This is a genomic window from Micromonospora sp. NPDC049171, from assembly GCF_040648275.1.
Taxonomy (GTDB): Bacteria; Actinomycetota; Actinomycetes; order Mycobacteriales; family Micromonosporaceae; genus Micromonospora.
Genome location: NZ_JBEZDJ010000001.1, coordinates 388,556 through 408,424, shown reverse-complemented (window position 1 = coordinate 408,424; position 19,869 = coordinate 388,556). Strand labels below are relative to the sequence as shown.

General features: G+C 71.4%; 17 protein-coding genes. 11 read left to right on the top strand and 6 right to left on the bottom strand.

Annotated elements, in window-relative coordinates; all coding sequences use genetic code 11:
• Positions 1 to 52: 52 nt before the first annotated feature.
• Both AB0B14_RS01575 and AB0B14_RS01570 read right to left on the bottom strand, forming a co-directional pair.
• A complete protein-coding gene (locus AB0B14_RS01575; RefSeq protein ID WP_357520588.1) occupies positions 53 to 259 on the bottom strand; it encodes a hypothetical protein in 207 nt (68 codons plus the stop codon).
• Positions 260 to 393: 134 nt separating this feature from the next.
• Positions 394 to 741: a hypothetical protein gene (locus tag AB0B14_RS01570; protein ID WP_357064096.1), complete on the bottom strand. Its 348-nt coding sequence runs from the start codon at positions 739 to 741 to the stop codon at positions 394 to 396.
• Positions 742 to 942: 201 nt separating this feature from the next.
• Here AB0B14_RS01570 and AB0B14_RS01565 point away from each other — a divergent pair, with 201 nt between their 5' ends.
• The 4 genes from AB0B14_RS01565 to AB0B14_RS01550 all read left to right on the top strand — a co-directional run bounded on the left by AB0B14_RS01565 (position 943) and on the right by AB0B14_RS01550 (position 4,436).
• The gene (locus AB0B14_RS01565; protein ID WP_357520586.1) at positions 943 to 1,779 is read left to right on the top strand and encodes an aldo/keto reductase; all 837 of its coding nucleotides are present in this window, start codon (positions 943 to 945) and stop codon (positions 1,777 to 1,779) included.
• Positions 1,780 to 1,993: 214 nt separating this feature from the next.
• Complete coding sequence (locus AB0B14_RS01560) at positions 1,994 to 2,662, top strand: response regulator transcription factor (protein ID WP_357520584.1); 669 nt, start codon at positions 1,994 to 1,996, stop codon at positions 2,660 to 2,662.
• A gap of 3 nt (positions 2,663 to 2,665) precedes the next feature.
• Positions 2,666 to 3,853, top strand: coding sequence for a HAMP domain-containing sensor histidine kinase (locus tag AB0B14_RS01555; protein ID WP_357520582.1), 1,188 nt, complete (start codon positions 2,666 to 2,668; stop codon positions 3,851 to 3,853).
• A 76-nt stretch (positions 3,854 to 3,929) separates the two neighbouring features.
• Complete coding sequence (locus AB0B14_RS01550; RefSeq protein ID WP_357520581.1) at positions 3,930 to 4,436, top strand: DUF2231 domain-containing protein; 507 nt, start codon at positions 3,930 to 3,932, stop codon at positions 4,434 to 4,436.
• A 71-nt stretch (positions 4,437 to 4,507) separates the two neighbouring features.
• Here the strand turns inward: AB0B14_RS01550 and AB0B14_RS01545 are convergent, their stop codons facing one another.
• Together AB0B14_RS01545 and AB0B14_RS01540 are read right to left on the bottom strand one after the other, a co-directional pair.
• On the bottom strand, positions 4,508 to 6,577 hold the full coding sequence (locus AB0B14_RS01545; protein WP_357520579.1) for a phosphocholine-specific phospholipase C: 2,070 nt from the start codon (positions 6,575 to 6,577) through the stop codon (positions 4,508 to 4,510).
• 80 nt (positions 6,578 to 6,657) lie between these two features.
• Positions 6,658 to 7,584 carry an AraC family transcriptional regulator gene (locus AB0B14_RS01540; protein ID WP_357520577.1) on the bottom strand — a complete coding sequence of 309 codons (927 nt, stop codon included), beginning with the start codon at positions 7,582 to 7,584 and terminating at the stop codon, positions 6,658 to 6,660.
• 103 nt (positions 7,585 to 7,687) lie between these two features.
• Between AB0B14_RS01540 and AB0B14_RS01535 the strand changes: the two genes are divergently transcribed.
• The 4 genes from AB0B14_RS01535 to AB0B14_RS01520 all read left to right on the top strand — a co-directional run bounded on the left by AB0B14_RS01535 (position 7,688) and on the right by AB0B14_RS01520 (position 11,575).
• Positions 7,688 to 8,518, top strand: a complete 831-nt coding sequence (locus AB0B14_RS01535) for an NAD(P)H-binding protein (protein WP_357520575.1) — start codon at positions 7,688 to 7,690, stop codon at positions 8,516 to 8,518.
• A 71-nt stretch (positions 8,519 to 8,589) separates the two neighbouring features.
• Positions 8,590 to 9,630, top strand: coding sequence for an SEC-C domain-containing protein (locus tag AB0B14_RS01530; RefSeq protein ID WP_357520573.1), 1,041 nt, complete (start codon positions 8,590 to 8,592; stop codon positions 9,628 to 9,630).
• 95 nt (positions 9,631 to 9,725) lie between these two features.
• The gene (locus tag AB0B14_RS01525; RefSeq protein ID WP_357520571.1) at positions 9,726 to 10,988 is read left to right on the top strand and encodes an SGNH/GDSL hydrolase family protein; all 1,263 of its coding nucleotides are present in this window, start codon (positions 9,726 to 9,728) and stop codon (positions 10,986 to 10,988) included.
• A gap of 86 nt (positions 10,989 to 11,074) precedes the next feature.
• Complete coding sequence (locus AB0B14_RS01520) at positions 11,075 to 11,575, top strand: DUF2231 domain-containing protein (protein ID WP_357520569.1); 501 nt, start codon at positions 11,075 to 11,077, stop codon at positions 11,573 to 11,575.
• Between the two features lie 4 nt (positions 11,576 to 11,579).
• Here AB0B14_RS01520 and AB0B14_RS01515 read toward each other — a convergent pair whose 3' ends face one another.
• On the bottom strand, positions 11,580 to 12,236 hold the full coding sequence (locus AB0B14_RS01515) for a DUF998 domain-containing protein (protein WP_357520567.1): 657 nt from the start codon (positions 12,234 to 12,236) through the stop codon (positions 11,580 to 11,582).
• 143 nt (positions 12,237 to 12,379) lie between these two features.
• Positions 12,380 to 15,730, bottom strand: coding sequence for a S8 family peptidase (locus tag AB0B14_RS01510; RefSeq protein WP_357520565.1), 3,351 nt, complete (start codon positions 15,728 to 15,730; stop codon positions 12,380 to 12,382).
• A gap of 330 nt (positions 15,731 to 16,060) precedes the next feature.
• Between AB0B14_RS01510 and AB0B14_RS01505 the strand changes: the two genes are divergently transcribed.
• The 3 genes from AB0B14_RS01505 to AB0B14_RS01495 all read left to right on the top strand — a co-directional run bounded on the left by AB0B14_RS01505 (position 16,061) and on the right by AB0B14_RS01495 (position 19,786).
• The gene (locus AB0B14_RS01505; protein ID WP_357520563.1) at positions 16,061 to 17,938 is read left to right on the top strand and encodes a Xaa-Pro dipeptidyl-peptidase; all 1,878 of its coding nucleotides are present in this window, start codon (positions 16,061 to 16,063) and stop codon (positions 17,936 to 17,938) included.
• A gap of 283 nt (positions 17,939 to 18,221) precedes the next feature.
• The gene (locus tag AB0B14_RS01500) at positions 18,222 to 19,115 is read left to right on the top strand and encodes a DUF1996 domain-containing protein (protein ID WP_357520561.1); all 894 of its coding nucleotides are present in this window, start codon (positions 18,222 to 18,224) and stop codon (positions 19,113 to 19,115) included.
• A 62-nt stretch (positions 19,116 to 19,177) separates the two neighbouring features.
• Entirely contained in the window at positions 19,178 to 19,786 is a 609-nt protein-coding gene (locus AB0B14_RS01495; protein ID WP_357064133.1) for a DUF305 domain-containing protein, read from the top strand.
• The last annotated feature ends 83 nt before the right edge of the window (positions 19,787 to 19,869 follow it).

The window sequence follows — 19,869 nt, the reverse complement described above, 5'->3', positions numbered from 1 at the left end:
AAGAGCTGACGGACCTCGCCTGCCGACGCTGGCCTTTCCGCTGGGTCCTTGGCTAGCAGGCAATACAGGAGGTGCGCCAGGTCGTCGGGCATCTCGGAGAGAATGCAGCCCAAGGCGTATAGATCAGCAGCAGGCCCAACAGGACCCCCTGGGCCTGCTCGGGCGCGATGTAAGCGGGAGTGCCGAGCGTTCGGCCGGTCGCGGTGAGGCGTGACGCTTCGGCCGGGCCAAGCAGCGCCGCCACACCGAAATCGAGCACCTTGACCACCCCCGCGGGGGGGGTAATCATGACCCCAGTCCCGGCGTCGCCTGCTTGACCGGCGGGTTGATCCGGGCAATTCCGGGTCGGTGCTTTCCCGGTGGCCGTCCGCGATCGACCACCGGGAACGCTGGTCAACCGGCTCGGTAGGAGAGGTAGTAGCCCTCGTACGGCCAGCTGTGGAAGTTGTTGAGCTCGGACGCAGCGCCGGTGCAGTCGGAGGTCCGGTAGCCAGAGACGGAACCGAAGCCATTCCAGCCGATCGCCCAGATCGCCTCGGCCGGGACCGGGCGGCAGATACCGTCGGGCGTGGCCTGCCTGCCCACGATGATCTGCGTGTAGGCCTGATAGAAGACGAGGCCGGTGTCGGGAACCTTGAGCGTCTCGGCAGCGGCTGCGGGCGACGCCGGTATCGTCACGGCCAGTGTGGTGATCAAGGCGGCGGCGAGACCCGCAGCGATTCGGCTGGTAAATCTGCGCATGAGCTTCCCTTCCTAGCGGTGTTCGGGGACGGGACCGGAGCTCGTTCAGCCCAGGGATAGATAAACTTGCATCGATTATGTTCCCCGTGTCAACCAACCCGCCGCTGACCGCTGTCGCTGAGCGGCCCGAACGCAGAGCTGGCTGCGAGCTGGTCACCTGCTACCCGGGTCGCGGGGGCGTTCGGAGGTAGGGTCCCAATCATGACGATTCCCCACCTGACGGCAGCTGACGGGACCGCCCTGCCGGCGATCGGGCTCGGCACGTATCAACTGAACGGCTCGGCGGGTGTCGACGCGATCGGTCAGGCGATCCGGGCGGGCTACCGGTTGATCGACTCGGCGGTCAACTACGAGAACGAGGGCGCGGTCGGTCGGGCCGCTCGTGCGGCGGGTGAGGTGCGGGACGAGCTGGTCGTCACGTCGAAATTGCCGGGGCGGCACCACCGTTACGACGAGGCGTTGACCACGATCGAGGAGAGTGTGTTCCGCACCGGCCTCGACCGGGTCGACCTGTACCTGATCCACTGGCCGAACCCGAAGACCGACCTGTACGTGCAGGCGTGGCGGGCGCTGATCGAGGCCCGTGAGCGTGGCCTGGTGCGGCACATCGGGCTCTCCAACTTCCTGCCCGAGCACATCGAGCGACTGGTGGCCGAGACCGGGGTGGCCCCGGTGGTCAACCAGATCGAGGTGCACCCGTACTTTCCGCAGCAGGAGGCGCTCGACTACCACCGGGAACACGGGATCCTGGTGCAGGGTTGGAGCCCGCTCGGCCACGGCAACGACCTGCAAAAGCACCCCGTCGTCGTGGAGATCGCGACCGCGCACGGCGTCAGCCCGGCGCAGACGATCCTCGCCTGGCACGTGACCCGTCAGGTGATTCCGCTGCCCAAGGCCGCCTCGCCGCAGCGGCAGGTCGAGAACCTGGACGTCTTCGGCATCACGCTGACCGAGGCGCAGGTCGAGGCCATCACCGCGCTGGGACGCTCGGACGGGCGTCTCGCGGACCAGGACCCGGCGGTGTACGAGGAGTTCTGACGAACCCGACGCGGTGATAGCCGTTGGGCTGGGAGAGCATGGGGCGCACCGGAGAGTACGGCCGGCCGAGGAGCCGCGAGACGATGCTGGCGTACCTCGGACGGGTGCCGTAGTCGGCCGGCACCGAAAGCTGGCAGCAAGCTCACCGACACCGAGGTCGAGGCCATCACCGCACTGGCCGACCGTGCATCACTGGCAGGGCAATACTGGTCGGGTGGAAAGTATCCCGCCCCGCCTGCTGCTGGTCGAGGACGACCGCGCGCTGACCGCGCTGCTCGCCGACCTGCTCGCCGAGGAGGGGTACAACGTCGACCTGGCCCGCGACGGGCAGAGCGCTCTGCACCACGCACTGGCCCGCGACTACCAGCTCATGGTCATCGACCGAGGGCTGCCGGTGCTGGACGGCCTGCAACTGGTCAGCCGGTTGCGGGAGCGCGGGGTGACCTGTCCCGTGCTGCTCCTCACCGCTCGGGGGTCCCTCGACGACCGGGTGGAAGGGCTCGACGCGGGCGCGGAGGACTACCTCGTCAAACCCTTCGAGGTCCCCGAGCTGCTCGCGAGGCTCCGGGCGCTGCGTCGCCGCCACCAGGACGCGGCGAGCCGACTGCCGCTGGGGCCACGACGCTGGTTGGACGTCGGTAACCGGCGGGTGCTCGACGACGGCGAGGAGATTCCGTTGTCCGCCCGCGAGTTCGCTGTCCTGCGCGCCCTCGCCGGTCGGCCGACGAAGGTATTCACCCGGGCGGAGTTGCTGAGCAGCACTTTCGACCACGCCGACGCCCCGGGCAGCGTCGACGCCTGCGTCCATCACCTGCGCCGCAAGCTGGGCCGCGGTGCCATTAGCACGGTGCACGGTCTCGGCTACCGAATCGGTACGGGCTGACGGGTGGACGAGGCCCAACTGAACCACGCCCGACGGCGCAGTGTGGCGCAAACCGCCGCAGCGATCGGCGTCATCCTGTTACTGGTCGGCGCGTTGATGTTCGTCCTCTCCAGCCGTCAGGAGTCCCGTGCGCTGGATGCGGAGCTGGGTCAGGTGCTCAGCATGGCCGAGGACGTGGACGATCCGCCGCCCGGTCAGGTCCTGGCCCGCCGAGCAAGCGGAACCGACGCGGTCGAGGTGACCAGGAGTGCAGCACCGGAGGTGGTCGGCGTCCTGAAGGACGCGCTACGGCGGCAGCCGACGCGGTACGACACCAACGCGGGGGACGACCATCCGGTCCGGGTGCAGGTCGACCACCGGGTGGACGGCAGCCGCTGGGCGGTCGCCGCCGACCTCGCGCCGCTGCGCCAGCGCCAGGAACAACTCGGCATCGCGCTGCTGGTGGCCGAACTGGCCGGCCTGGCCGGGGCGCTGGTAGCCGCGGCGCTGCTCGCCCGGCGGGCCGTAGCGCCCCTGGCCACCGCACTGACCCTGCAACGTCGCTTCGTCGCCGACGCGTCGCATGAGCTGCGCACACCGCTCACCGTGCTGCACACCCGCGCACAACTGCTCGTGCGCCGAGCCCGGACCCGGCCGGCGGAACAGCTCACCGATCAGCTCGAACAGTTGGTGGCCGACACGCGGGCGCTGGGCGAGGTCGTCGAAGATCTGCTGGTCGCCGCCACCGAGCACCAGCCGCCACCGGACACGGTGGTTGACCTGGCCGAGGTGGCCCGTGGGGTGGTGGCGAGCATGTCGGTGTACGCGCGGGAGCGCGAGGTCGAGCTGCGTCTCGAGGTCACCGGGGCGGCTGTGGTCCGGGGTGCTCGCACCGCCCTGCGCCGGGCGTTGACGGCCCTGGTGGACAACGCCGTCGGGCACGTGGCCGTTGGCGGCCACATCACCGTGACCGTGCGACACCGCGACGGCCGGATCGCCGCCGACGTCACCGACGACGGGGTGGGCCTCGATCCGGCCGAGGCGGACCGCCTCCTCGGCCGTTTCGCACACGGCACGGACGGGACGGGCCGACGTTTCGGATTGGGCCTGGCGCTGGTGCAGCAGGTCGCGCAGGCCCACGGGGGATCACTCGAGGTCGACGGGGCCCCGGGTCACGGCGCCACATTCACGCTGCTGCTACCCGCTTACTGAACCGATCGCGCAAGAATTTTCCAAGAATCGCGAAATATGGTAACTGGCAGTGATATCCGAGCGCCGAGGAGATCTCATGCCCGACACCGTCAACGGACTTCCTCTGCACCCACTGGTGGTGCACGCCGTGGTGGTTCTGCTGCCGCTGGCCGCGATCGGCGTCGCCGCGCTGGCCATCCGGCCATCCTGGCGGGGGCGCTACGGCGGGCTCGTCGTACTGATCACCGCGCTGGCCACGGTCGCGGTGCCGATCGCCTCTTCCACCGGTGAGGGCCTGGAGCATCGGGTCGGGGACCCCGGCGTGCACGCCCAGCTCGGGGACACGCTGGTCTGGTTCGCGCTGCCGCTGTTGGTCGCCGCCCTCGCGCTGTTCTGGCTGCACCGCCGGGCGGCCCACCCGGCCGGGGAGACGACCGGATCCCGCCGTGCCCCTGCATCGGTCGCGGTAGTGATCGCGGTGCTTGCCGTGGTCGTGGCGGCCGCGAACCTGGTCCAGGTCTACCGGGTGGGCGACTCCGGGGCCAAGGCGGTCTGGGGCAATGCCGCGGCAGCGTCCGCTGCGGGCCGCGGCGATAGAGCATGACTCCCGAGCTGTCCGACAGCGGGGCGTAGGTGCGTCGCCCGGGCCGGCAGCGGCCCGGGCGACGATGTCCCTTACACGAGCCCGCCGAGGGCCGGGTCGCTGATGCTGTCCTTGCCGTTCTCGACATGACCCGCGCAGCGGTACGCGAAGTCGGCGTCGCCCGCGACGTCGACCGTCAGGTCGTACCAGCCGTGGGTGCGGGTGAGCGTCCACGTCGCGCGCTCGGTCTCGCCGGGGCGCAGCGACAGCTTCACCGGGCGGGAGTGGTACCCGTCCCGGACGGTCACCTCGACCCGCTTCGACCCGCGGTTCCTGAGCGTGAGGGCGAGCTGGTAGTCACGCTCGTCGTAGGAGGGGGTGACGTCGAGGTGCGAGCGACCGTCGGTGAACCGGCGGAAGAACCCGTTGGGTCCGTGCACCGACAGGTCGTACCCGGAGGTAACCGGCCAGGTGTCGCTCAGGTGCTTGCCCGGCTCGACGGTGTAGCTGCGCGGGGCGTCCGCGCTGCCGGCCTGGCGGACCTGGAAGACCGCGGCGACACCGCCGGAGTTGCGGAAGTCGATCCGGTACGCGCCGTCGCCGAGACGCCCGTCGGCGTGCAGGGTGTACGGGATCGGCCGCGCCGGGCGTACCCCGTGCTCCTGCTTGGGCAGCCGCTGGTCCGCCGGCGGGACCGGCACCTCGTCGGGGTGCCGGACGAGGTCCTCGGGCTTGAAGTCGTCGGTGTCGGGCAACCGGACCTCGCGCGAGCGGTTCGGGTGCCGGAAGTCGAAGGCCGTGGTCAGGTCGCCGACGACGGCGCGTCGCCACGGGGTGATGTTCTGCTCGATCAGGTCCGGCCGGCCGTGCCCGAACCGCGCCTCCAGGAACTTGATCAGTGAGGTGTGGTCGAAGACCTGCGAGTTGACGTAGCCGCCGCGCGTCCACGGCGAGACGATGACCATCGGCACCCGGATGCCGAGGCCGTACGGCCCGGCCGGGTGGTCGGCGTCGCCGGGGAAGATCTCGTTGGTGGTGGGGACCGTCGACTGCCCGTGCGCGCGGGTCTGCGGGGGCGTCGGCGGGACCACGTGGTCGAAGAAGCCGCCCTCCTCGTCGTACGTGACGAACAGCGCCATCTTGCTCCACACCTCGGGGTTGGACGCGAGGATGTCGATGACCTGCGAGATGTACCAGGCGCCGAACGCCGGCCCCCAGTTCGGGTGCTCGGTGTACGCCTCGGGCGCGGTGATCCAGGAGACCTCCGGCAGCCGTCCCGCCTCGACGTCGGCGCGGAAGTCGGCAAGCAACGCCTCCGGGTCGCGACCCTGGGTCCTGACCTCGGTGCCGGTCTTGGCGCGATCCGCGAGGGGCGTTCCGGGCTGCGCGTTCTGGTACTTGTGGAAGTAGAGCAGCGAGTTGTCGCCGTAGTTGCCGATGTACGGATCGTTCGTCCAGCCCCAGGAGCCGGCGGCGGTGAGGCCGGTGCCGACGTCCTGGTAGATCTTCCAGGAGATGCCGTTGCGCTCCAGCCGCTCCGGGTAGGTGGACCAGTCGTAGCCGGCCTCCGCGTTGGTGATGACCGGGCCGCCACCCCTGCCGTCGTTGCCGACCCAGCCGCTCCACATGTGGTAGCGGTTCGGGTCGGTCGGCCCCATCAGCGAGCAGTGGTAGCTGTCGCAGACGGTGAACGCGTCGGCGAGCGCGTAGTGGTAGGGCAGGTCCTGGCGGGTGTGGTAGGTCATCGCGGTGACGCCCTTGTTCGGCACCCACCTGTCGAACCGGCCGTCGTTCCAGGCGGCGTGCCCGTCGTTCCAGCCGTGCGGCGGGTCCGGCAGGAAGGTCTGGCCGAGATCCTGCACCTCGGGGCGGAAGGGCAGCAGCTCGTCGGCTCCGTTGGGCTGGTGCCACACGTCCCGGCCGGACGGCAGGGTCGCCGGATGGGGGTCACCGAAGCCGCGTACGCCGCGCATGGTGCCGAAGTAGTGGTCGAAGGAGCGGTTCTCCTGCATCAGGATGATGACGTGCTCGACGTCCCTGATCGTGCCGGTCCGGTTGTTCGCCGGGATGGCGAGCGCCTTGCTGAGGTCCAGCGGGAGCGCCGCGCCGATCGCGGGAACTCCCATCGCCTTGAGGAACGTACGTCGGTCCACCGTGCCCATAACTCCCCCATCGTCTGCCTTTGTTCAGGTAACTGGCGACCGGACGCTATCGGCGACGGGTTGACGGCAGATGACCGTGGTCAGTTGGTTTTGCGACCACTCGACGACCGGCTGCGGGCCGCGCTCGGGCTCATCCCGTGCACCCGTTTGAAGGCCGTGCTGAAGCCGAAGGCGTCCGCGTACCCGAGGTGTCGCGCCACGGCGGCGACCGTCACCGTGGACTCGGCCAGCAGGTCGGCGGCCAGGGTCATGCGCCAGTCGGTCAGGTAGGTCAGCGGCGGTTCGCCGACCAACGCGGTGAACCGTTCCGCCAGTGTGGAACGGGAGACTCCCGCCTGCGCGGCCAGGCTGGCCAGGGTCCACGGCCGGCCCGGCGCCTCGTGCATGGCGCGCAGTACCGGGCCGACCGTGTCGTCGCCCAACGCCCGGTACCAGCCGGGAGCCTCGGCCTCCGGCCTGTCGAACCAGTCCCGCACCGTGCACACCAACAACCAGTCCAGGAGACGGTCCAGGACGACCTGCCGGCCGGGGCGGCCCGCGTCGAGTTGGGCGTCCAGGTAGTCGCGTAGCGCGGAACAGTCCTGGTCGTCCGGGACGACCAGCACCGGCGGTAGCGCGCTCAGCAGTCGCTGGGGCACCAGACCCCGAACGTGGTACACCCCGACCAGCAGCACTAGGCGGTCGGTGGGATCCGTGCCCGCCGGGGCGGACGTGCCGGTGTGGCCGCGCCGCACGTCCCGCAGCTCGCCGGGCGCGAAGCTCGACCGTGGCTCGGCCGAGAAGACGAACGGCGCCGGGCCGCGCACGGTCGCGGCCTCCCCGACCCGGACCAGGCGCGGCTTGTCGCTCTCGGGGTGGGAGATCCACCCCTCGCCGCGCAGGGGGACACAGAGCGTCAGTGGGGCGCCGTCGGTGAACCGCAGCGCCCCCGGCGGCGTCAGCACCGACCGGCCGAAGGCCGCGCCATCGGCGTGTACGCCCCGCAGCAGACTGTCGAACGGGTCCATGACATCGACGATAGATCGCCGTCGACCGGGCCTGGACGATCGGACATGCGCGGCGTACGACAGCACATGTACCGTGCGCGACCCGCCGAGTTGGCTTGTGGTCATGACGACAGACGCGGGTTCGATCCTCGTGCTGGCCGGGACCGGTAAGACCGGTCGTCGGCTGGCGCAGACGCTACGGGCGGCGGGTCAGCGGGTCCGGCCCGCCTCCCGCTCCGGTGAGGTCCGGTTCGACTGGTCGCAGCAGGTCACCTGGGGACCGGCTCTGGAGGGAGTCTCGGCGGTCTACCTGCTGGCTCCGGAGGACCCCGCGCCGGCCGCCGACTTCGTGGCGCAGGCGGTCGACTCGGGCGTCGGCCGTTTCGTGGCGCTGTCCGGGCGCGGGATCGACCGGATGGTTGACTTCTCCCCGGGCATGGTCGCCGCGGAGGAGGCGGTGCGGAAGTCCGGCGTCCAGTGGACGATCATCCGGCCGAACAACTTCAGTCAGAACTTCAGCGAGGACCTGTTTCGCCAACCACTGCTCGACGGTCGGCTGGCCCTGCCGATCGGCGACACCCCGGAACCGTTCGTCGACGCCCAGGACATCGCCGACGTGGCCGCGACGCTGCTGACGTCACCCGGTCACCACGAACAGGTGTACGACCTGTCCGGTCCGCGCGCGCTCACCTTCGCCGAAGCGGTGGCGACGATTTCCACGGCGTCCGGGCGTCCGATGCGCTTCGTGGAGCTGACGGCGGAGCAGTACCAGGCCGAACTGCTGGCCGAGGGTTATCCGGCGGAGACCGCCACCGCGCTGAACGCCCTGTTCGCCGGGATGCGGGCGGGACATCTCGCCGAGCCGACCGACGGGGTGCGTCGGGTTCTCGGACGGGACGCGCTCGACTTCGACACCTACGCCGCCCGGGCCGCGGCGGCCGGAGCATGGTCGTAGCCGCGGGAGCGCGGGCGGCGTAACGGGTGATCTGCCCGCATACTTCGAGCACTCCGACGTACCGTGAGATCGTGCCGACCAGAGACGTACTCACCAAGGCTGACCTGGCCGAACTGCGCCGCTCGGCGCTCGGGACGGCCGACCCGCTCGGTGTCGCCGCCGATGTCGCCCGGGCGGCGGAGCAGGGCCGGCTGGAGGATCCGGACGACGCCGGAGACGCCCTGACCCTGGCCGCCGAGATCGCCGAGATCCGGGCCAGGCCCGAGGCCGCCCTGCGATACGCGGAGCAGGCACTTGCGGCGTACCCGTCCGGGGATGATCCCCGGGCCGGGTTCGCGCGGGCGCTACGGGCTCGGGCCCTGTTCCGGGCCGGCGGTCGCGACGACGAGGCGATGGCGGAGTTGACCGCGCTGCGCCCGTTGCTGCTCGTGCAGCCCGACGCCCCCGCCTACGTGAGTGCCGCGTTGGACGCGGGTGGTCGTTCGGCGACCGCCGAGACGTGGCTGAGCGAGGCGGTCGACAACCTGCTCACCGAACGCGCGAGCGCCGCGTCCGGACCGGCCAGCACCACCCTCGACCCGGTGGTCGATCTTGGTCCGCCGGACGCGCCGGGTGTCGCCTTCTTCCTGTTGCAACAGCGGCATCGGGTCCGCCGGAATCTCAACCTGCCGCACGACCGGCAGGACGACCTGGCGGACCGGCTGGAGACCCAGCTCGCGCGCCGGGCCGGCGAGCGCAGGGGCGGCGATTCGGATCTGCTCTTCTGGCCGCGGGCCGAGTTCGATCGGCTGCTCGCCGAGCACGCCGCCCTGGCCGAGGTGTACGGGCCGGACTGGGACGCGCACCGGGGCCGGCTGGAGACGGAGTTGGTCCGGCTCCGGGGTGCCGGTCAGGCCGGGCTGGGCGTGTTCCGCGCCACCGTGGACGGGTTGACCGCGTTCGCCGGTCGATCCGACGGCGACCCCGCCGACGCGACGGTCCGGGCGGGCTACGCGGCCGAGGTGTCGGCGCGACCCAGCGCGCGGATCCCCTGGCCCCCGGAGCGCAACGACACCTGCTGGTGCGGTTCGGGCCTGAAGTACAAGAAGGACTGTCTGCCGCGCTCCCGGTAGCCGCCGACAACGTGTTCGGCCCGGTGGGGGCATCGGTGCCATCCCGACTACGACATAATCGTGTTTGTGGTCGGGTCAGCTGTGCGAGATGTCTGATGGGGGCCTGGTCCGCACGTCGGGTGGCGGCGTCCGCCGTCGCGGCGCTGCTCACGGCGCTCTGTGTCCCCCTGGTGGTGCAGACGGCGCGGGCGCGACACGACCCGGCCGTGGCCCTGGCGCGGGTGCCGACTCCGGCGGTGAGCGTGGACCCGCGGCACTTCGCGGTCACCTGGGCCGCGAGCGCCGATCGGCAGGGCGCCGGGCCGGCCGAGCGCAGTTACCGGCTCGTCGTGCGTACCAGCGTCGGTGGGGACGCGCTGCGGATCCGGCTGACCAACGCCTTCGGTGAGCACCCGGTCACCTTCGCCAGCGCGTACGCGGGGTTGCAGCGGCAGGGTGCGGAGCTGATCCAGGGCAGCAACCGGCCGCTGACGTTCGGCGGGCAGGCCTCGGTCACCGTGCCGGCCGGCGAGATGATCCTCAGCGACCCGCTGCCCGGCGAGTTGGCCGCCGAGAGCGATCTCGTCGTCAGCCTCCACGTCACCGGCGCGGTGGGGATGAGGAGTGGTCATCCCCTGGCCCTGCAGACCTCGTACGCGGCCATGGGTGATCATGCCGCCGAGGAGGCGGCGACCAACTGGACCGACACGCTGAACTCGTGGTACTGGTTGGACGCCGTCAGTGTGCGGACGTCCACGGCGATCAGCTCGGTGGTCACCCTCGGCGACTCCATCACCGACGGGTTCGCCCTCCGCACGAACACGAACGGGCGGTGGCCCGACCACCTGTCCCGGCGACTGCGGGCCGCGCCCGACAGCCCGGTGAAGGGGGTGGCCAACGAGGGCATCTCCGGTAACAAGGTGCTCGCCGGCGGGGCCGGACCGGCCGCGCTGCGCCGGTTCGACCGCGACGTGCTCTCCCACCCCGGGGTCGACACGGTCTTCGTGCACGAGGGCATCAACGACATCAAGGCGCACACCGGCGTCACGGTGGACGCCCTGACCGCCGGCTACCGGCAGTTGGTCGACCGGGCGCACGCGGCGGGCCGGTGCGTCGTCGGGGCCACGGTCATGCCCTACCGGGGCTGGCCCGAGTACGACGCCGCCGGTGAGGCCGTGCGCCAGGGCGTCAACGACTGGATCAGGCACAGCGGCGTGTTCGACGCCGTTGTCGACTTCGACCGGGTCACCCGCAGTCCGGACGACCCGCGGGCGCTCCTGCCGCTCTTCGACAGCGGCGACCACCTCCACCCGAACGAGCGGGGCATGCGGGCGATGGCGGACGCCGTCGACCCGGCCGTCCTGCGCTGCGACCGCTGAACCGATACTGCGCTGCGACCGCTGAACCGCTACGGTCCATCTCTGGACGATCGACGTCCACCCGATGCCTTCCGGAGGAGACGCCGATGTTCGAGGAGTTCATGGGCCTCCCCGCCCACCCTCTGGTGCTGCACGCCGCTGTCGTGTTCGTTCCGCTGCTGGCCCTCCTGACGGTCGGCTACGCGCTCGTCGCGCCCATCCGGCCGCACACCCGTTGGGTGCTGGGGCTGCTCGCGGTGGGTGCGCCGGTCGCCGCCCTGCTGGCGAAGCTCTCCGGGGACGCCTTCTTCGAGCGCATGCGTGCCGCCAACCGGATCACCCCCGAGTTCCTCCCGAAGATCGAGGCGCACCAGGAGTTCGGCGACATCACGTTCTGGGCGACCCTTCTGTTGGCGATCGTGGCGCTGGCACTGGTCCGTTTCGTCCCGCCGCGGGCCGCCGAGGCGGGCGCCACCGGCGACGGGCGGCCCGGTCGGGCGCTGACCGTGGCGTTGCAGGTGCTGTCGGTGGTGGCCGCCGGCCTCGTCGTGTACTACGTGATCCGCACCGGCGACTCCGGGGCGAAGGCGGTCTGGGAGGGTCAGTGACCCCTCAGGGCCTCTCGTCGCGTACTCGCCAGGACACCGCGACGAGCCAACCGGAGATGAGCACCGCTCCGACGGCGAAGCGGATGCTCGCACTCTCCTCGCTCCAGGGCAGGGCGGTGAGCACGAACGCGGCGGCGGCGTTGGCCGCGCTGTAGAGCGCCCATCCCCGGTGGCCCTGGCCGGCGAGGCGTCGGGCGAGCAGCAGCCCGGCCGCGATGAGTGACAGGAACGCCGCCGCGCCGCAGACCGTGTGCAGGATGCTCCCCGTGCTGGCCTGCTCGGGTAGCCCGCTCGGGGCGCCGGGCGGCCAGCCGAGCGCGGGATCGGGGACGAAGACTCCGCCGCCGACCATCGCCACCCCGTAGACGCCGACCAGCACCGGCACCACCGTCGCGGCCCGCTCCGGACGCAGCGCCCGCCACAGGCCCACCGCGAAGGCGACGGCCAGCACGCCGGTGCCCGCGAACGCGATGAACTGCAGCCAGCCGAGGTCACCGAGGGTGAGTGCGCTCACCGCGTGTCGGCGCAGATCGAACCCGGACCGGGTGAACGCCTGCCCGAACGACAGGGCGGGGAAGAGGACGCCGGCGACGGTGCCGCAGGCCAGCAGGAGGCGGGTTCGACGCAGGTGGGTCTCGGGAACTGTGGTCCGGGACGTCATGGGCGCGCCTCTCGGGTCGGCGTCAGGTGTCACCGTCACGACGAACGAGGCGAGCCCGGATCGACACCGCGACACAGAACGGTGGTGCGGTCCGGCCGGGGCCGGGCCGCACCACCGCGTCGATCGTGAGCCGGCGTCGACCGTCAGCCGGCGTGGTACGCCCGGATGATGGTCTGGTCGATACCGCTACCGCCGTTCGCGGCGGCCTTCACCCGCAGCGAGACGGCCTGCCCGGTCGTGGCCTTCGGCAGGGCGACCCGGTAGCTGTCGCCGCTGGCGGTGACCCAGGCCGACGTCCAGGTGGCACCGTCATCCGTCGAGGTCCAGACCTGGAACGACGTGACCCTCTGCGGCTTGACACCGTGCGCCTGCCGAACGGTCAACTCGGCCGTCGCGTCGACCGGGTGGTTGTGGTGGTCCATCGGCAGGGCGTAGTCGACCGCGAGCAGCGGCAACGCCACGCTCCCGGTCCCGTCCGGGCCGGCGGACCGGAACGTCCACGAGGTGTTGACCCGGGTCGAGATCGGCAGGATCAGGCTCGTGTCGATGTCGAGGGTCACCCGGTAGTCGGCCGTCGACTGGGGGACGCTGAAGTCGCCGAACGGGCCGGACCGCTCGTCGACAAGCTTGCCGTCGCGGTACAGCGACAGCTTGCGCTTCACGCCGATCGCCTCGCCGTACAGGCAGTCGGCCCGCTGGTGCTTGTCGGTCAGCGACACCAGGTCGATGTGCAGGTTGCCCCGGGTCCGCGACGGCGGGGTGGCGCAGCTCCAGCCGGCGCCGGCCGGGTCGTCGTACCACCCGGAGTGCAGCGGCTGACGGGCCCAGATCTTGGTCTGTTGGCTGCCCGGCTGGTAGCTGCGGGGTGCCTCGTCCGCCACCAGCCCGCCGTAGGCGCCCTGGTCGGCCCAGAGGATGTCGGGCGAGAGGTAGTCGGTCCGGTACGGGGGCAGGTTTCCCTCGTGGGTCTGGGTCACCGCCACCCCGTCGCGGGTCATGCCGGTACGCACCAGCTGGGTGAACATCTCCGGCGAATCCGTCTGGTGGAACCGTTCGTCGATCCGCGCCAGCTTGGCCTGCTCGGCCTTGGTCACCCGGTACGCCGGGTCGGCCGGCACGCCGTCCGGGTACTCGTGCACCAGGTTGTAGCGGTACGGCTTGGCGGTGCCGGCGGGTGAGTTCAGGTTGACGGCCGCCCAGGTGCGCCGGGATCCGACGGTGGGCTTCGGCAGCGCGCTGGTGCGGACGGAGGTCGCGGTCCCGTACCCGCTGATCTGGTGCCACCAGGACAGACCGTTCGCCGCGGTCTGCACGTTGGTGAGGTCGGTCCGGGTGGGCGTGGTGGCGACTCCGTCGACAGTGGCCGTCACCGGCTTGGCGCGCGCCGGGTCGAGCGTCACGCCGCGGGTGCCGGTGACGTTCAGGTCGGCCTCGCCGACGAGCGTCGTCTCCAACACGTCGCTGTCGACGTAGTAGGCCACCGAGGCGCCGAGCACCGAGTACCGGCCGGCCGGTACCCGCAGCGTGAAGTCGTCTCCGGGCGTACCGCCCGCCCCGCCGGAGTAGATCAGCGGGTCGGTGAGGTTGGTGACGGCGAGGTTGATCCAGCTCTCCGCGCCGTCCTTGAGGCCGGGCAGCGGCTTCGTGTGGATCGTCAGGTCGTAGCTGGGCTGCTCGACGTAGAAGCTCACCGGCGTGGTCGCGACCACCGCGCGGCCGGCGGTGCGGGCGGTGACGGTGGCCAGGTAGAAGCCCGGTCGGGCGGCCAGCGCCGCGCGGTTGATCCGCAGGGTCGCCGCGGCGGTGCTGCCGCGCCTGACCGTCACCCGGTTCGTCGACAGCGACGCCGCGCCGCGCGGCACCCGCTGACCGTCGTGGTTGACGATCGCCACGTCGAGGTCGAGGACCGTCGTCGCCGGGGTGGCCGCGCCGGTCCAGCTCAGCGTCGCCTCGCTGGTCCCGGACTGCGGGTACGCGAACGTGCCGAGGTCGACCACCGGCTGGTTGCTGGTCGGGCCGCCGAGGGCCCGGGCCGCGTTGAGCCGGCCGGCACCGACGGCGTACGCGTCGACGCCGGTCAGCGGGTCGGCGGCACCGACCAGGGCCGCCTTGAGCTGCGTACCGGTCCAGTCGGGGTGCCGCTGGGCGAGCAGCGCGGCGGCGCCCGCCACGTGCGGGGTGGCCATCGAGGTGCCGGAGAGGCCCTCGTAGTACCTGTCGATCGGGTCCTGCAGGTTGGTGCCGGCGGCCCGCGCGGCGACGATGTCGACACCGGGCGCGACAAGCTCGGGCTTGGCCACGTGGCTGGTGACGAGCGGCCCGCGGCTGGAGAAGTCGGCGAGCTTGTCGTCGCGGTCCACGGCGCCGACGGTCAGGGCGCTGGCGGCGGAGCCGGGCGAGGAGATGGCCCCGCCGCTGTTGCCGGCGGCGATGACGAACAGCGCACCGGTCTGCTTGCTCAGACCGTCGACGGCGAGCGACAGCGGGTCGTTGCCGTCGTCCGGTTCGCTGCCACCGAGGCTCATGTTGATGACGTCGGCTCGGGCGGCGGCCCACTCCATGCCGGCGATGATCCCGGAGTCCGCGCCGGAGCCGTGGTCGTCGAGGACCTTGCCGATCACCAGCTTGGCGTCGGGTGCGACACCGCGACGCTGGCCGTGTGCGGCCGCGCCGGTGCCGGCGATGGTCGAGGCGACGTGCGTACCGTGGCCGTTGTGGTCGACGGCGTCACCGCCCTCGGCGGTGAAGTCGGACCGGTCGGCGACCCGGCCGACCAGGTCCGGGTGGGTGAAGTCGGCACCGGTGTCGAGCACCGCGACCCGGACGCCGGCGCCGGTGTAGCCGGACTTCCAGGCCTGCGGGGCGGCGATCTGGCTGAGGTTGCGGTCGAGGTCACCGCGCGGTCCGCCGGTCAGCGCGGTGGCGCGGACCTTGCGGTCGAGCCAGACCTTCTTCGCGCCGGCGGTCAGCGAGTTGGTCGCCAGCTTCGCGGTGGCCGGGCTCTTCTTGGGTACGCGGCCGGCCACCGCGCCGATGCTGGGCAACGGCAGGACGGCACCGAGCGCGGCGACCCGGGCGGAGGCGGTGGCGGGCTGCACGATGAGCGGCAGCTCGGCGGAGTTGTCGTCGTCGTACCCGTCGGCGATCAGCGTGGTGACGTCGAAGAGGTCGGGATCGAGGACCGGGCCGATCTGGGAGGCGACGCGGGCGGGGATGACGTGCAGGTGGTCGTCGGGGCCACAGGTCTGGCGGATCACCGCGTTCTCGTCGGCCGGGCGGACCGTGGCCTGTGGGCAGCCCGAGCCGGTGCCGCGGACGGTCACCACGTCGCCGGTCAGCAGGGTGACGGTGTGGGTCTTGCCGTCGGCCGAGGTGGCGGGTGCGCCGGTCCGGCCGATGTCGCTGGGTCCGGCGGTGGCAGTGCCGCCCGGTAGGGCGGTCAGTGTCGTGGCCGTGACGGCGACGGCCAACAGCCACCGTGTTTTCCTGAGCATGCTGCTCCTCGTCTAATGTGGACGAAAGCGCCTCTTCGGGCGGCTTCCCGCAAGATCATATGCATGAGTACGTGATCTTCGGAGGTCTTCGACGACAGGTTTTTCCGCTGGTGTGGCCCGGATTTCCGCAGCGTGTCACCGCGGGGTTCAGTTCGATGACAGTTCGATTGCCACACCCTCCGCCCCGAACGGCACATTGTGAATAAAGGGCACATCCCGGTTCGAAGGCATCGACGGGGCCCGAGCCCGGACCTAGCATGGCCACGAATGGATCTTCGAGATTGGCCCCTGCCGAGACCCGGCGACCAGCCCAACCGAAGGGAGACGCGCGTGCGTCGACCCCGCCATCTGGCACTCCTGAGCGTCGGTGTGTCCGGCGCCCTGGTCCTGACCGCCGCCCCCACCGCGACCGCGGCCCCGCCCACGACGCCCACCGGCATCGTGGTCAGTGACGGCATGACCCAACCGGTGTTCTCGCTCGCCGACGCGATCGAGGAACGGGTGTTCGTGCAGACCCCGGTCGACACCGATCACGACGGCCGACCCGACCGGGTGGCGATCGACATCTCCCGCCCCCGGGAGACCGCCACGCAGGGTTTCAAGGTGCCTGTCATCTTCGAGCACAGCCCGTACCGCAAGGGCACCTGGGGTGACGTGCCGTACCCGAGCGTCCTGGTCGACGACCTGCCGCAGAACGGCCGGACCGACCGGGCCGGGCGTCTGGGGCTCGACGCGGGTGCCCAGCGGGCCCAGGCGAAGGCCAACCTGCCCGGCTCGCTTGACGACTACTACGTGCCCCGCGGGTACGCGGTGGTGCTCGGTCAGAGCGTCGGCACCGGCGACTCCGACGGCTGCCCGACCAGCGGTGACCAGGCCGAGACGCTCGGCACCAAGGCGGTCATCGACTGGCTCAACGGCCAGGCGTTGGGGTACGACGCGAACGGCGCCCCGATCACCGCCGGCTGGACCACCGGTGCGGTCGGCATGACAGGTGTCTCCTACAACGGCACGCTACCCAACCAGGTGGCCACCACCGGGGTCAGGGGACTCAAGACCATCGTGCCGGTCTCCGCGATCAGCAGCTGGTACGACTACTACCGGGCCAACGGTCTGGTCGTCGCCCCCGGCACGTTCCAGGGCGAGGACCTCGACATCCTCGCCCAGTACACCGCCGGGCAGGCACGGGCCGAAGGCCCCTGCGCCGACGAACTCGCCACCATCACCGCCGAGCAGGACCGGGTCACCGGCGACTACTCGGACTTCTGGCGCGACCGCGACTACCTCGACGCCCGCAACGTCAAGGCGAGCGTCTTCGTCGTGCACGGCCTCAACGACTGGAACGTGAAGACCGAGCACTTCGCCGGCTGGTGGGACCAGCTCGCCAGGCGCGACGTGCCGCGCAAGATCTGGCTGCACCAGGGCGGCCACGGCGGCCCGGGCAGCAGCGCGTCGGTGACCCTGCCCAGCGGTCAGACGTGGACCTACAAGCAGACCGAGAACCGCTGGTTCGACTTCTGGCTGTGGAACGTGCGCAACGGCATCATGGACGAGCCAACCGCGGTGCTCCAGCGCGAGGACCGGGCCTACACCACGTACGCCAACTGGCCCGACCCGGCCGCGCGGGAGGTCGGCCTGAGCTTCGCGGCCACCGACGCCACCGCGCCGGGCGCGCTCACCACGGGCAGGCCGCCGAAGGCCAAGGTCGAGCAGAGCTTCGTCGACGAGGGCCGGACGATCCACCCGGACACCCTGGTCGCCAACCCGGACGCGGCCAGCGCCAACCGACTCGCCTACCGCTCCCCCGAGCTGACGCGGAACGTACGCATCTCCGGACGTCCGGAGATGCGGCTGCGGATGGCGATCGACAACAAGCCGGACGCGAACCTCACCGCGTACCTGGTCGACTACGGCCCCGCCGGCTCGACCGCCGCGCCGACCGTGGTGACCCGGGGCTGGATGGACCCCCAGAACCGCAGGAGCGCCGCCCGCACCGAGCCGGTCAAGCAGGGCAAGCTGTACGACTACCGGTGGACCATGGAGCCGAAGGACTACGTCTTCCCCGCCGGGCACCGGATCGGCGTGGTCGTCTTCTCCAGCGACCAGGAGTACACCCTGCTGCCGTTGGGCGGCACCACGCTGCGGGTCGCACCGAACGACAGCGAGCTGCGGCTTCCGGTGGTCGGCGGGCGGGGCGTCCTCGGCTTCTGAGTGCGCCGCTCGCGCCCGGGTGGGGCGGTCCGATCCGCCGGGCCGCCCCACCCGCACCGTTCAGGAGTTGATCAGCCGGGCCGGCCCTTCGGCGTCGTCATTTCCACCAACTGCGGTACGTATTGACAAGTTTCGACGCAAGGGCGAGGCTTGGGCAACCGGTGAGAGCGCTCTCTCGACCAGGGTTCCGCCGGTCACCACCAGTCTGGTCAGGGCAATCTCCGCTGTCTTCGGCGGGGGCACCGGAGCTACCCCTGACCCGTCCCCCGACAGGAGTCACGAGATGGACAGGGCCGCACCCCTCTCCGGCATCCACCGCCGACTGCGCCTCGCCACGGCGATCGGCGCCCTGCTGGTGCTACTCGGCACGTACGTCGTCGCCACCACCGCACGGGCCGACGCCGCCCCGGTCGCCAACGCCATCCGGGTGGCCGAGTTCCCCGCCGACTGCACCTACAGCCACCGGCTGCCGGACGACCCGATCATCTTCCCCGGGCTGCCCGGGGCCTCGCACATGCACAGCTTCTTCGGCAGCACGGTGACGAACGCAAACACCACACTGCCCGACCTGGTCAACTCCCAGAGCACCTGTAACCCGCGGGTGGACGTCTCGTCCTACTGGGTGCCGACCCTCTACCGCGACAACGTCCCGGTGGAGCCGGCGATCGCCACGTTCTACTACCTGGGTGAGGGCGTCCGCGCCGACGTGGTCGCGAACACCCAGCCGTTCCCGCTCGGGCTGCGACTCGTCGCCGGCAACGCGAAAGCCGCCGGGCCGAACGACAGCATCGCCCGCTGGTCGTGCCTGCACGCGGGACAGGTGCCGCCGTCGAAGGACTTCGTCACCTGCCCGGCGGGCACGATGCTCGAGTCGTACCTGGACTTCCCCCAGTGCTGGAACGGCCGGGACCTGGACTCGCCGGACCACAAGAGCCACCTGGCGTACCCGGTGAACCAGGCCTGCCCGAGCACCCACCCGGTGCACGTGCCGAAGTTGCGGCAGGTGCTGCGGTACCCGGTCAACGGCGACCCGTCGCGGTTCCGGCTGGCCTCCGGGCCGGGCTACACCATGCACGGCGACTTCTTCAACGCCTGGCCGGTGGCGGAGATGGCCCGGCGGGTCCAGGACTGCATCCGGCCGGTCATCAAGTGCGGTCACGACGGCCGACCGATCTGATACGTACCCGAGGGCGGGCCCGGTCACCCCGGGCCCGCCACCCTGGGCGAAAGGGGGCCCGGATGCGGATCACCAGACCGACCGCGCTGCTCGCCGCGATGCTGCTCGCCACCGGCTGCACCACCGCGCCACGGGATGCCGCTGGCACCACCGGGCCCGCGACGACGGTGCCGGCCGCGACCCCGGTGCCAACACCCGGGGGTACGACGGGAGCGTTCAGCCCCACCGACATCGCCTGGCTCCAACTGACGGTGGCGATGAACGAACGCGTACTGCCGGTGCTGGACACGGTGTCGAGCCGGACCACCGACCCGGCGTGGCGAACGTTCGCCGCTCGGCTCGGCCGGGCGCACCGGGCCGACCTGAGCACGGCGCGCCGGCTGCTCGCCGACTCCGGCGCACCGGCGACCAACCCGCACGAGGGCCACGACATGCCGGGCATGGTCACCGACGAGGAGTTGATCGCGTTACGGTCGGCCACCGGTGCCGCCCTCCTGCGGTTGGCCGGCCAGCACGTCCGGGCGCACCTGGACCAGGCGGTCCGGGTCGCCACCGCCGAGCAACGCGGAGGGGCCAACCCCGCGACCACCGCGTTGGCCACGGAGGTGATCCGGACTGGCAGCACCGAGCTCACCCGACTGGATCGCTGGGACCAGCCGCCCGCGGCGTGAACACCGTCCGTGCGCGGACCACGACAGTCAACCGCTTCAGCCGTCCACCGAGGCCGTCGTTCCCGCCGACCTGCCCGATCGCC